General features: G+C 52.3%; 5 protein-coding genes. All 5 read right to left on the bottom strand.

From position 1 onward, the window contains the following. Window positions 1-4: 4 nt before the first annotated feature. Complete coding sequence (locus CFLAV_RS23200) at window positions 5-988, bottom strand: peptidylprolyl isomerase (RefSeq protein WP_040549869.1); 984 nt, start codon at window positions 986-988, stop codon at window positions 5-7. Window positions 989-1,014: 26 nt separating this feature from the next. Beyond that, window positions 1,015-3,756, bottom strand: a complete 2,742-nt coding sequence (locus tag CFLAV_RS37015; protein WP_007417285.1) for a Calx-beta domain-containing protein — start codon at window positions 3,754-3,756, stop codon at window positions 1,015-1,017. A gap of 19 nt (window positions 3,757-3,775) precedes the next feature. Beyond that, window positions 3,776-12,640, bottom strand: a complete 8,865-nt coding sequence (locus CFLAV_RS23190; protein WP_007417284.1) for a PA14 domain-containing protein — start codon at window positions 12,638-12,640, stop codon at window positions 3,776-3,778. Window positions 12,641-12,655: 15 nt separating this feature from the next. Then, window positions 12,656-13,213: a hypothetical protein gene (locus CFLAV_RS23185; protein WP_007417283.1), complete on the bottom strand. Its 558-nt coding sequence runs from the start codon at window positions 13,211-13,213 to the stop codon at window positions 12,656-12,658. Window positions 13,214-13,240: 27 nt separating this feature from the next. Next, the coding region (locus CFLAV_RS35705; protein ID WP_007417282.1) for a hypothetical protein at window positions 13,241-14,516 on the bottom strand (1,276 nt) is incomplete at its 5' end.

Raw genomic sequence — 14,516 nt, 5'->3', positions numbered from 1 at the left:
TTCATTATGGACGAGCGAGCGCAGGTGGCAGCGACTCTCCGGCCTTCGCTACGGTGGTGGTCGGATATTGCACCTTCGCCAATGCATCCGAGTCCGTCTGGACTGGAGCGAAAGCACGCATTTCCCTGACAAAAGTCTCTTCGAGTTGCCTGCGTTTTTCCGACAATAGACGACGTTCAATGGAAGCCTGAGCCTGCTCCAGCGGAGTAATGACCTGATCTCTCAAATCGAGTTTCATCACGAGATAAAATCCATCGGCAGTCTTGATGACGTCACTGATCTCACCCTTGGCCTTCAGAGCAAAACCGGCTGCAACCACTTCCTTGGGCCACCGATATTCCACCAGTCCTTCATCGTACCAACCGACATCACCGCCCTGGTAGCGACTTGGCTGGTCGTCAGAAAAATCGACGGCAATACGGCCAAAGCCTGGAGTCGCCGTTGCCAGCGTGTGGGCCTGCTTTTGGGCTTCATGCATGCGCCCTTCCAACTCGGCGATTTTTTCAGCGCTCAGCTTGGAATTGGCCTTGATGTAGATCAGCGCCAGTTTCGCCTTCGCCGGGCGCGTGTATTTCGCAATATCCCGGTCATAGGCAGCACGGATCTCATCGGCCGAAACTTTGACAGCTTCCAAGCGCGATGTGAGTTGCGTCTCTTTCACGCGGGCCACCAGTACATCCTCGTAGGTGCGGCGAACCTCTGCATCGTTCTCCAAACCGGCAACCTTCGCCTTCTGCAAGTTCAACTCATGCAGAATCATTTCCTGCAGCAAGGCTTGCTTATCCGGCAACGAACGCTGGGTCTTGATACGCCATTGCACTTCCTGTTCGAAATCTGCCGTTGTGATTTCCCGGCTGCCCACCTTCGCCAGCACTGGTGAATTCACGACGACCTTCTTCGAACAACCCGCGAATAATGGAAGCATGGCCAAGAGGCTGATAATGACAGCCACCCGGCAACGGTTCGCGATTATTCTCTGGGAACTCATTTTCATTCTTCGAGGAGCACTCAGGATTACTGCGGAGCCACGGTTACGCGCATATATTGTTGCGGCGATCCCTGGACTGACTTCGAGCTGCGGTAGGAAACTGATTCCACGTCGTTGGTGTTCAAAGATGGCAGGACTTGCACGACATCATCCGAACTCGAGCGCCAGGTGACGAGATCATCCGAAACCTCCACAGTGTATTGAATATCGGAAACCGAAGTGGGTTGCTTATATGTAACTGTGAGGTGGTCATTCACAATTTGATAGCTCGGCAGACCTTTGGAGGCTTGTGGATTTTGCGGGTCCAGGCCGAAGGCATAGCGAAAGATATTCTTGATGCCGGTGCTCGATGCATCTTGTCCGGCAAAGATCGACCAATCGCTCGTTGAGGTTGGGAAATTATTCTGCTGCCATTGAGCCAGCGTCATTAGTTGGTTGACGATGAACACCCTGGCCACTGACGGACTGAATACCTTGTAGGAAGGATCAGGCTTGACCGTGAGCTGCACGTATTTCATCCCATTCGTCAGCACCGACGTTGTTTTTGGCGTGATGGTCAAAAGCGCGGTGGTCTGTTGGGGCGCAAAGTTAACTAGTGTGGAGATACTGCTGTAATCGGTGCCATTGACGGCCGTGCCAGCGATCGTCAACCGCACGAGGACGCTTCGGTCGATCGCTCCGCCACGAGTGATCAGGAAAGTCCCAGGAGTCTGATCCCCTTTCACAGCCACCGGCTCGATGGCCTCAATCGTAATCTGTGGTGCGAACGGCTCAATGGTGACTTGAGCCAAATTGGAAGTTGCAATTTCATAGCCACTGCCTGATATCACCACCATCTGGACAACCTGGGTCACCAGAATCGAGTTGGCATAAGGATTGATCTGCAAATCGACGGTCCGTTGACCCGCATTGAAAGAAACCTGCGGGGCTACATATTGGTAATCTGTGCCATCAGCCGCTGAGCCAGTAATCTGCAGATTCACGAGCAAGGAGGAATTGATGGAACCGGTGCGACTTACCGTAAACTGTCCCGATACGGGCCCATTCTTGCTGGCTGCCGGAATACTCGCCACGATTGAAACTGTCGGAGCAATAACCTTGTCGCCAGTGATCAGATTGCCATTATTGACCAGCGTCCGGAGATCATTTTGGGTGAAATGCGTGTTAAGTAGCGTTAGCACCATGTTGGTGAACGTGGTGCCGGTTCCATTGAAGTTGATGCCGATATAGGAGTTAGTGCCGGAATTGGTAATCTGCACGTAGTTCGTCAGCAGACTGGAAGTGCCAACCAAAACTCTGGAAATATCAATCGCATCGTTCTCGGCAGTATTGAAATCTTCTATGGTATCGTTCCCATCATTGGGACTGTTGATAACGAAGAGATCGCTGCCACCATTGCCGCGCAGGGTATCATTACCCCGACCACCCACAATGATGTCGTTCTCCATGCCGCCCACTAGATGGTCATTCCCTGCTCCGCCAACCAGCACTTGCTTGCGATCACGACCAAAGGAACCAACGTATTGAGCATATTGGTTTGAGGAGAGATTGGAACTCGCAACCAGCACTTCCTGTCCGGCGGAGGCGCGCGAGGCATCCCAAATGGTATAACCCTGATCGCGGCTGAGGAAATAGTTGATAACCATCTGCTGTTCATCCGTCGACAATCCTGCCAGGGCGGTAAAGCCAGCCGGTGATGCCGCAATCGACTGCGCCAACTGAATTATCCCGCTCGGGTAGAGCGGTCGATAGATGTTCACCTTCACCACTGCATTGGTCTGGGGATGAGCAGCGTTTTCGTCGTGCAGAGTTACCCCAAAAGTCGTGGCGACCACTGAATTGCTCCCGGTCTGAGACACAAAGATCAAACGACCTTTGTTGATGTCATCCTGGGTGAAGACGGAACCGTTCGTCAACACAGCATCACTGTTGGAGACATTTGTGAGGGCATTCCGCAGGTAAAACAATCCGCCTTGGGGCAGGCTGGTCAAGGAATAGAAGAGGTTTGTCGGCTGGCTATCCGAGTCGATGGCATTCAGGCGAATTCCGGTTGTACCATCGGCATAAACATAAATTTCATCAGTCGCCAGCGTCGGGATGCGATTGTCCTGGTTGGGATTTGAACCATGGAGGAACTCCTGGAGATTTGACCAACCGTCATGGTCTGGATCTGCATTCGGATCGACAATGCCGAATTGATTTTTCCACCAATCTGGAATCCCGTCCCCAATGGTGTCAGGCAGCGCGTTTCCTACTTCCAAATCCAGACGATAGGTGGAAGCGCGCAAGCTCTGGGCGATAGCGAAGCTGGCCGATCCCGGAGCCATGATACTGGCGGCATTTCCATCCACACTAATGAGGATGTTCGTGCAAATAATCAGCTGCGTTGGCAGCGGAACAGAGTTCGTGGACACTGAAACACCGTAGGTCAGCGCTTCGTGAGGGACCAGCAACTGATAGGAAAACTCTCCAGCGTTCAACGGCTGCAAGGTGGTGGTCAGGGTTATCTGTTGACCATCCGGACGAATGACGGTCCAGCTCAAATTGCCTTTGCTCATCAAGTATTCCTCCCCGCTGGTGCGGTTGATGATCTTGCCGTAAAAAACTGTTTCCGGCTCCGTAATTTGAGCATGAACGGGCATGCCCAGGAACAGCATTCCGAACAGGAGTGCGAGGATTGCGGTGTCGAACCACGAAGCGGATAAAACCCGCGCTCCCAGTTGCTTCATAACTGGCGCCTGCTTTTGTCTCGAGGAGAGATTCTTCATAACACTGCTTTTGTGATGATCAGTTTCCGGAATACCCGTAAGTGTTAAAGATGAGTTTGATGTCCTTGACGCTGTTGATGAACAGGTCGAGGCCGTGCGTTGGATCTGCGTTGAAGGTGGCCCCAGGAATAATCAACATCCACTTCGTATTCCATGCCGAGCGTCCTGTTAAGCGAGCGTTATAAATCAGGCTTCCCTGTTCGAATGCGCTCAGCTGACTGTGATCGAAGCCAAAGGCGCGGAAGCTGGAGAACCTTCTAATGTCTCCGTAAGAGCCACTAAGACTATCGGTCAGCGGCTTGTAAGTTGGATCATTCAGGTTGGCGGAATCCGCCGGATAAGGCACCGGGATATTTTGATCCACCACATCCCACAACCGAACTGCGAGGTCCGGACTGGTCGGAACTGTCATGATGTCCTGACCAATGGGGATTAGGTAAACACGGGGAGTCTGGGGCAGGTTGACCGTGTCATAGCCGGAAAACCAGACACCGGCAGAACTGATTCGGGTGGCGTAGACACTCGGATCATAACTGCTGTCCTTGCCGCCAAGCGGCCAGCCGAAAAAGTTTTTATTCGGACGGATCTGGGTGCTGAATGTGATAACAAGACCAGGTTGTGCGCCGTTGGTGGCCGAGGAGAAGGGGCGGCAAAAACGACGGTATTCGGGTACTTGCCAAAGGTCGCTCTTATATATGGCCGAATTGCGCAAAGTGGAAACCCAGGTGGCATCGGAAGTATTAGTGCTCAGGATGCGCAGAGCCTCGCTGCGAATTGAAAAAGTGGCCTCTTCAATTTGCGGATTGTTTATGCCCAGCCGAGTCTTCAGGACTTGATAGTTTGCCTGCAGTTTTGCAAGATCTTCCGCCAGTCCTCCAGCCCCAACCGCCGGCTGGCCGTTGCTGCCGATCAGACCGATTGTCCGCTGACGAACGATATCGGTAAGAATGTCCGCCGGGGAACCGGCATCATCCCATCCCAAATTGGTATCATAATCGAAAGCCGTGCCGGCGAGGTAGGTATAACGAGCCGCGAGATCAAAAGCAGACCGGTATTTTTCCAAGGCCGCATTGCGGGAAACCCGGAACGTCATGTCCTGATAACGATTCTTTTGGGTTTGAGCCGCGACGCGTTGGTTGTAGGCTGTCCGTTCCTCCATCAAGCGAAACCCTTCGGCCAGTTTGCTGCGATATTGATCAGAGAGTTCAGAGAGCACTTGCACCTGTTTGAACACCACCACGCGTGCGCTGGACTCGTTATACGAATTGATTTGGAGTTCTGAAAGATTTTGGATCAGATCCAGGTCCCTTTCATCGCCATCGATTTCCAAAGCGAAAATGGAATCACCAATCGACTTAGCCAGATCGGTACCGTCTGCCAGTTTATCGAACAGCAGTTTGAAGCCGATAAACGTTGTCTTGGCACTAAAACCTACTCCCTTGATTGCTCCCCGGGCGGGGGCCAATGCGTCACCGAGAGATACTGCCAAACCGACTGTGGGCGTGGTAGTCGGAAACATCATGGCCGCTGTCGCGCCTATGCCATCCGCAATCTCAGACGACAACTCGCTGACAGCGGAAATACTCTTGAAGGTCAACCCCAGGGCTCCCATGACAGAGTCATAGGCAATCTGGCCTTTCATGTTGTCGCGAATCTTCTGGTTATAATCAAACTTGGCATTGATCATTTGCAGAGAGGAAATCATCGAATACTGCGTGCCGTCCCAGTCGCTAATTGCAGTGTTGAGATCTGCCTGGGCCTGCACCATTTGATTGATGATGTCCTGGAGTGCGCCTGGTGACTGGCGGCTTCCCCAATCACTCGGTGCAGTGTAGGTATAACCCGACGCCATGATTGGCAGGTTAAGATTTTGCAACTGATTCACGAGCGGGAAGCTGTTCGTGTCCGAGAAGTCCGAATAATTAATGGAATTGGTAATTTGATTTTCGTTGAGGAAAGTCAAATTGTACGTGGTCTTCCAACTATTATCGACACCATTGACTACTTTGGCGTCGCCCGTAATCTGATTCTTATAAGCGTCGTAGTAAGAGGCGGGCGGCTGTGGAACCGTACTGTCGTTGACGTTATTCACATCCACATACATATAGAGCATCGTGTCCGGCCCTTGATATCCGGCTGGATAAGCCTTGCCTGAACCAATTGTGCCATCGTACGGGGTGCCAAAAATTTCGATGAGTTGGTTGCGATATGAGACATCTTGTTGATACACCTGGTCCTGAAATGCCGCCTGGGAATTCGCAACCTGTCGGATCAGGTTGTTAAGCTGATTCGCATTATCAAAGGTTATTTTTGCATTGCCCAGTGCCGCCAGTGCCCGTTGATACATCTGATCGAACAAGGTTTGTCCATTGCCAGGTGCGGTGGTTGGATTGGTGACATCCAAAGTGGGAGGATCAATGTCAAATGAAAGTGAACCATTTTCCAACCCCAGCGGGTTGTTGCCGTTGTTTACTTCGTCGACCTTGGTCTGGATGGCCTGAAGGCTTGCGCTGACTAGCACGATATCCTGCACTGTGGTCCGGTCGACCTTTTGAATACCTGTGTAATTGGTATTGGGATGTACTGCTGGCAGCAATGAATTGGCGGATATCCAATCAAAGTAAGCGCCCTGACCTGCACGCCGAGCCCATTCTTCAACACCCCAGGCGCGGGTCTTGTCAGTATCAGTATAGCCTTGCCACTGACCGTTTGGATCAGCGACGTACTTGTCGCGATAAGTCAGGTTGACGATTTCCGAGCCGGCCTTGGCTTTCGCGGCGGCGATTTGCGCAAATTTGCGTTCATCCAGAAAATCCACAGGAATCACGATGTCCTGCAGGTTGTAAAATTCTGAACGCGAGACCCAATTGAAGTAGGGTTGGCGCAGTAATTCGTATTGCATCTTTATGGCGCTCAAATAATGGCCCCATGCGTCTCCATGCCCCTGTGGGTAGAGAATCATCGCATCGTTTTCGTCGATAAAGCCATCCTTGTTCATATCGCTGATGTTGTACTTCATCGCGTAGGCTGCTTCACCCTCACCTTTGGTGAAATTCCAGAACAGGCGGTTATAAACGGGCGCTGCCTTGTTGTCGTCCTGGCCACGGAGCAGGGCCAGTTCCTCCTCCAAGAGGGAGGAAACCTGGTTCTGGAACGCAAAGACAGAAGGTGCCAGACTGCCATATTGCACACTATCGCTGCCGTAGCCTATGGTGGGATTCTGGGAATCCGAATAGGCTTCGTTGCCGAGCAACATATAGAAGTCTCCCAAACGGGTGGAGGCCAATTCCAGCGCGTTCGCGATGGCGGGGGTGGAAACAGGCGTTGATAAGTCAATGCTCAGGCCGCGACCACGTTGGAGGATCGTTTCATACAGCGCGATCAGTCCAACATTCTCAATCACATTTTTGTCCGGGTTCAAGGCGACCGGTCCTTCATAGCGGGCGCCGAGTTCCTCAATCATGCTGGAGTAAGTTGCCGGACTATCTCCCGTGAAGTCGTTGATGCGCGCTTCGTAAGGGTTAACTGCATCCAACACCCGTTTGATCCAGCCTTCGGCCAGTTGTGGTTTGTAATCAGGCAACCCATCCTGATTCAAATCCTGGGGGGTCGAATTGCCTGCGCCTGCCCAGTCGTAAGGTATGCCCGGCTTGCAATCATTCAACACACAACGACTCTCGCCGTTGGGTTGTGGCACTTCCCAGTTCACACCGCTCGTCACTTCATTCTTATGACGATAACGGACAAAGAAGAGCGTATCGGCCAGCAAAGCTTCCGGAGCACTTGGATTGCCCTTCAACGTCAATTGATAAAACCCGTTACCTAAATTTCCGGAAGGATCAGCAAAAAGCTTCCACGGACTTGGCGGTCCCTGACGATCAGGTGTCAAGGCAGTGGTACCATCTTCGGGGCGATACCACCACTCAAACACGAGATCATCGGCATTGCCGCCGAAATCAGCCGTATGACGCAGGACAATGTTCTCATCAAAAACGTTATCCGAGAGGATGGTTTTGATCGCGCCGCGATACCGCTGGCTCTTGTCCACCTTGACGATGTGAAGCACCACCGGGGAGGAACCCAGGCTATCACTGTTGTTTTCTGCAACCGTTACATAGCTAATCTGGGTTGAATCATTGGGGTCAAGGAATGCCGGGTTAGCTACCAAGGCCAAGCCTGGCCCGAGCGCCTGCTGTTCGGCACCCTTCGAGGCATCACGCACATACGAAACGATACCGGAATTGGTTTGTGTAATCGGAAGTCCGTTGATTTGCCGTTTGATTTTTTGTTCCAAACCTACGCGATAAGCCTGGTCTACACCGTTGCTACCTTTATCTAGTTGGTTTGGGTTGCGGCAGAGATCGAAAAGGGTATCCATAGCCAAGGCGAAGGCGCCACCTTGCAAATCAGCAAATGGGCTGCCCGCAGCCGTGCCATCAAGAATTGCTTTTTCCTGAAGCGTCAGGACATTCGGCTCCAACACATAAACAGCGGGCGGCGAAGCCGTGAGGGTTGAGTCGGCGATATCCTTGTCATTAAGGAATCCCTTCATTACGAGCTTCGCACGGAGAGGATCGTAGTATACGCGTTTCTGCAGGGAGGAGGGAAGCTCGACAAACGCGTAGTTTCCATTCTTGACCTGAGTGCGTTTGTTAGCAGGCAGCAGCAAATCCGGGAATTGATTTACGGGCAGATCGACTGTGCGTTCTTCCAAGGCGGGGAACAATCTGGCAGTATAACGATCAAAAATTGTCTGATCGTTCATGACTGGATTCAACGTGTCGTAAATGATCTCTCCTGCTGCCCAACCGACAACTCCGGGTAATCCCGGGGTATCTTCGGTCACCAAGTCCCCGTTATCATCGATAACTGTCGTAATTGGATTGTCGGCATGATACTCGCCGCCGGGGAAGGTTAGGGTCTCGCCCACCTTCAACACGGGCACGTTCTGCGGCCAGCTGGTGGTATACAGAATTTTCTGTGCTGTGGGATTCTGGTCATTCCGTGTATAATCGATGTTAAAGAAGGCATTTGTATCACGCGGAGTGTTTGACAACCAGGCCACAGAATCTCCAGGTTGCTTGTTATCCGCCGCAGGCCACCAGAAATCCGGGCTCAAGGGATAATAGAAATACATGTAAAAGAAGCCATCGCCGGAAACGGCCCAACCGGTTCCCTTATGATCCTTCCAAAAACAACGCTGTGCAGTCGGCTGACCGTCGCGGCCATAGGTGGCTGCAGAAGGCGTGGCTCCAATTACGGACACCAATGGATAGAAAGGAATGACGGGTTCACCTGCATTCATTTCCTGGTTGAAGGAATATTCATAACTTAGGTCGCCGGCATTCAGGTTGGTTGCTGCACGAACAATATTATACACCTTCATCTTAAACTCTTGATCCAGAGCGTCGAAAAACTGGACGAGCACGTAAGGATCGGAAGTATAGCTGGCGTCGCGATTGGTCACGTTGAGGTCGTTGTCGCGCAAGGCATAGGCAGCCATGGGACGGGGAGAAATCGCGGCTGAACGCAACGAAGGAGCAAGCAGTGCATGTTCTTCGTTTGGATTGTAACCCGGGATCGTGGAATCCGGCTGGTTATAAATTTTTAATTGTTGAAAACGTGCCGGATTGAAAGTTGTCTCGACTGGTATGACATTGGTGCCAATCATCTTTGCAGGAGTCACAATCTGATCAGTACCATCGGCAGCCACGCTTTCATTGCCGTACCGACTGGCAAGCACAATCCTATTCAGTCCCGTTGCCGGGGTTGGCCAGGCAGGCGTGTACTGCACTGCCTGGTAGGGCCAAGTAATTTTATCGCGATTCTCATACCACACCACCACGAGTTGTTCGGTCGGTCCAGCGGTGGGGAAAAGGTTCACCGGTATAATTGGCCCGGTAATGGTATCACGGTTATAAATAAACGGATTGTATCGCGCATTCTTGAAGAACAAATACCCCGTTCCCAATCCGGCGGTGTCATAGGCACTGGTGATTTTCTGTCCGATGTAAGCCACTTGGGTAGCGGGCAGTTGATCGTTCCACTTCTTGGTTTGCACCACACGAACCCGGTAAGTTTGAATCTGGCCACCACGACCAGAGCTGCTGGTTTCATTAAACAGCAGGACTGTGTTGCCAGGACCGGTAGCCGTAAAATTATTGCTGCTATCCACCGCCGCGCTCGTGGTGGGCTCGGTATATTTCAAGGAATTAAAGCTCACAAGGTCGTTTGTGCTCGGATCCAGATTCACGGCGGGGGTGCCGGCAATGTGTCGATAGTGAGGAGAGACTGGATACTTGAAGGTCAGCCGGATAATCACGCGAGCTGCCGGGTCGCCTGACGTGAACCAGTAGGACAGGACCACGCCGGGACGGAGCGGATAATACTTCTTCCCTTGCGGATCCCAGATGCCCATATCATTGCCAGTACTTCCCTGAGGCCCCTCGCTCACATCCACATGATCAGGTGATAAATCCGATCGCAAAATCGCTTTTACTGCCGGGTCGTCAACGGTACTAAAGGTTACCGAATTTCCGATATAAACTGTTTCTTCGAAAATGCGATCGCCGTAATCCCACATGACGCGACCTGGCCGGACGAGGTCAGGCACTCGCGTGGAGACATAGGTTTGCACCCCGTTGGTGGTGGTGACCGTAAATGATGAAGTCAGATTGGAGAGAGCTCCAGTGTTGGCAAAGATATAGCCGTCCCCGTTCAACCATCCCTTCACCTGGACCACACCTTGATTTTTCAAAGTTCCAATATCCACCGAAGTGTGCTCATCAAAGTAGAAGGTGCCTGACCCTGTCCCATTCGATTGTGCTGGAGGAAGACTGTTGGTCTGCCCGGGGTCCTTCAATACCTTCACCAAAGGCCAGCCACTGGATTGTGGGCCGGTTGTGTTGACCTGCACACCAATCTTGAGCTTCCAGCGATACTGAATGGAAGCGGGTCCATTCATGACGAACTGTGGAACCTGTCGCCTGACTTCGTTGCCGGAAAAGCTAATGAAATTGGTTTGCAAACTATTCAGAGGATTTGCCGGGCCGGCCGCGCTGTAACCTGTCACCACGTATTTGATTGGCAAGCCGGGGTTATTAAGATCCATGGTCTCGGAATCGATGGTGGCGATTACGGTATCGCTCTTTGCCACCCAATGTTTCTGAACTGATGGGACAGGATTTCCTGATGCCAGGGAAGAAATACCAGAAATTCCGGCTAGACCGTGGGCAGGATCGCCCGTGCCGACCGTGCCGGACAAATCTGAATCGATGTTGAGGGCGTAATCCACCTGCCAGTTGAATGTGACAGAAGTATCCTTTGTGATTGTGAAGGTATAACTCTCCGCATTGCCAGTGGCCACGTTGTTATCCACTGAATAGCCGTTATTGCTAATACGGGTATCGGCCTGGTCATCAGAAATGACATCCACCTGTCCTTTGCGGAAAATGATCTTCGGCACCGAGGCGGTTACCGGAACCCCTTTGATAACATATTGTTGATTAGTGGAAGTTGGGTTCCCGCCAACGAGCGGACCACCAAAGGGTTTAATCTGTGACACGCTGTTTCCATAATCGGAAATCACGGTCAGCAAAACACGTTCGGTAAAGGTGCCGTCCGGTTGAAGCACAGTTAAAAAACCTTGTGTGCCATTTAACGTAACTTGAGTTGTGGGCTGTCCCAGGGTGAGGCTGCCGTTGGCGAAGAAGCCAGTCCAAAAGAGGCGTTGCAAGACTGAATTCCAACGCACCTTGGATGCGGTGGAGAATGATCCGGGAATCGGACTGGTCGGCTGGTTGACCCATTGAAAATCCAGGTTCGAGTTAAGTTGAGCTACAAACAAACTGGTTTGCGGCGATGAAAGCGAAGTAAATTTGCGATCCTTCGTTGGATCCGTGCTGCTTCTATCCCCATTGCCGGTAAAGTCAACCGAGCCAGGACCATAGGACCCTACCACGTAGATATTTCCATTGTCGTCCGGACTCACGCTATAGCCTTCATTATTCGCGCTGCCTTTAACAGTGGCGCGCCCCTTGAGCTTCAAATCCGTATCGAGTTTTACGATGTCAATATCAGTGGAGCCGTTGACGGACGTATCCTTCAAGCCAATATCAGGATTGTTGGCCACACCTTGCCAGGAGCCGACGGCATAAACCCAGCCTTGTGCGTATTGCAATTCATGAAAAGCACCGCCACTGCCGGGCGTTTCGGAGGCAGTAAAATAAGCATTCTTAAATACTGTTAAACCGCCATCAAACTTGGCCACATAGGCTTTATTTTGGGTATCTCTTAACTTGGTCGGTTGCAACCAATAGACGTAGGGACTCCCTGGAGGAGTGAATAACAATTCTGCCGAGGTGGCACCACCGCCTTGAAATTGGATGTAATCCGCAAAATGAAGTCCACGTGTTAGAAAAATTGCACCGGTGGTTGTACCAACACCACGCGAGCCAGTGTAAACGAGAACTTGGGTGCCATCGATTGACAGACTTGTACCGTCATCAGTGCTGCTGGAAAAGGTATAAACCCCATCACTAGGAATGTATATTTCGCCGGTGGCATGGAGAACGAAGTTGTTAGCCACACCGTTCGGAAAGGGGGCATCTCCACCAAAACCTCCGTCGCTGCCGCTACCAAAGTTTATTTTATCCCAATAGCTGGTATTGGTGGAGGTCGCACCGGCTCCCCCCAGCACGGCATTGGCAATATAGATATCAGAGATACCGACGGAAGCGCTAACAACATCCACCCGCCATTGACCGGAACCGTCAAAGGAAGTATCCGAGGTCAGACTGCCACTGCCAAAATGACCGCTTACGTAAACATCGCCGGCTTCGTCCACGGCCAGAGATTCGGCAGTGTTCAGACCTGATCGGCGCATAGTACACACGCACTGCTACTGTGAGATCTGCAGCAGCTTGCAAACCGCGGACTGACTGCGCGCGCATCGCAGTTTGGCGAACAGACCACCTGAACCAATGTAATGCCGCAAATATAAACCAAGCCGCCGGGAATAATACACAGCGTTCGGCACCATGGAGGCAGGAACGGGAAGTGGAGTAGTGTTGGAAAGACCGCTGTCACGGCTCACGCGAATAATGTTCGCAGAGCCCACAATGTAAAGGTTGGTGGTGCCAGCAGCGACGCAGAGCGCGGTGGGGGTACCGAGGGTATTGGTTCGGATTGTAACCGGGCTGGAGCCGCCCACCCAAGCTATGGGTGAACCGCTGGAGTCATACTTGATTAACAAGCTCTCCCCCGCCCCGTCCTTTCCCAGCACGTAAGTGGTGCCGAAAGAATCAATCTTGGTATCGACGACTTGCACTCCGGGCAGCCCAACGACAAACGAGGACGCGGCAAAACTGACGGAGGCCATGCAGGTAAGCATGACCAGCAGCAGACCCGCCCAAAGTCTTTTCCGCATGAACGACTGAGTAACGCAGCAAGTTTTCATGGCTAAATTTCTGATCTAAAAGCAATTTTACTGATTCAAAGTGTCAACCAGGCTGAGGCGATTCAGGGTGATGGTACCTTCGGTAATGAGCCCGATATTCTGAGCTGTTCCCAACGGCTTATGCAGCCCCGTTATTTCTTCGCGATATGTTCCCGTGAGTTTATCGACGCCAAAGCTGGCAGTTTGGAAAGCGTTGGTGCCGGAGGCGGAATCAAATTGAATGCTGAGATTGCGCGTGATCGGATAACCAATGGTATGATCAGGATGCATCCGGTGGCGGAAAGGATTGGTGGGATGACTTGCACCAAGGTAGATGCTCCCGCTAAGAGCGCCACTTGCAGCCAGTGTTCCGCCCATCAGGACTTCGTTGACCACCACGCCATCAGCAGCGGCAAAGACCTTTGCATCGGTCAAGGCTTTGAGAGCCGCGGAATTTGCCTTCGCTTGAAGCTGGCTGGCGGTGCCGCTGCCAGCCTGGGCAACTGCAGAGGCTGCCGCCGCACCAGCAATTTGCGCGCTGGACTGGAAAGTCGAAGTGGCAATAAAACTCTTATAACCTGGAGAAACGATGGATGGAGCGGTCTGAGCGTTGGTCAGAGCTGCCAGAGCGGCATTGGTGGCGTTGCTGCCCACCACAGCCGCGGTCAAATTGGAATTGGCTGAGGCGGCGGCGGCATTTGCAGCGGCGCTGGCAATGGCATCCACGGCTGCCGCATAACGGTTATCCGGGACGAACGATGAAGCTTGAAGCGCCAACGCATTGGTGCGTGCAGTCACCACCCGTGCATCATTGGTCGCCGCTGAATAGGCATCAGCGATCACTTGCAGTGCTGTTCCACCAGCATTTTTACGGCTTACCGCGCCATTCTTGGCGGAAACGGCAGCCCCGCCAACAGCATTGTTTAGGATGGTCCCGCTCACGAACGCGGCGTAGCGCGCATCCACATCTGCACCCAGTAAAACTTGGTTGGCTGCATTCGTGGCATTGGCTCCATTGGCAGCCGCGGTGGCAGCTGAAGCTGCCACCTGGTTTAATATCTGAATCACCTGATTGTCACCAAAATCGAACGCAGCTGCAGAGATGCGTTTTCCCGGGCTGACGAAGTTCGGGTACAAAGTCTCGTCCGTCACCAACGCCAAGTCGCTTGGATTGTTGGTGGACCTTGACAGGACCGCAACGCTCTTCAGCAACCGCACTTGTCCCAGACTGTCGACGTGGAAAATGATGCGAATATGTGCCGGGGTAGACACGGGTGTTGTAACGGCTGGATCAGGCAGCACGACGTTATTCGCCGCATCAATT

The sequence above is a fragment of the Pedosphaera parvula Ellin514 genome (assembly GCF_000172555.1).
Classification (GTDB): domain Bacteria; phylum Verrucomicrobiota; class Verrucomicrobiia; order Limisphaerales; family Pedosphaeraceae; genus Pedosphaera.
Note: the sequence above shows the minus strand (reverse complement) of the source record. Positions and strands in the feature narration are given on the sequence as shown.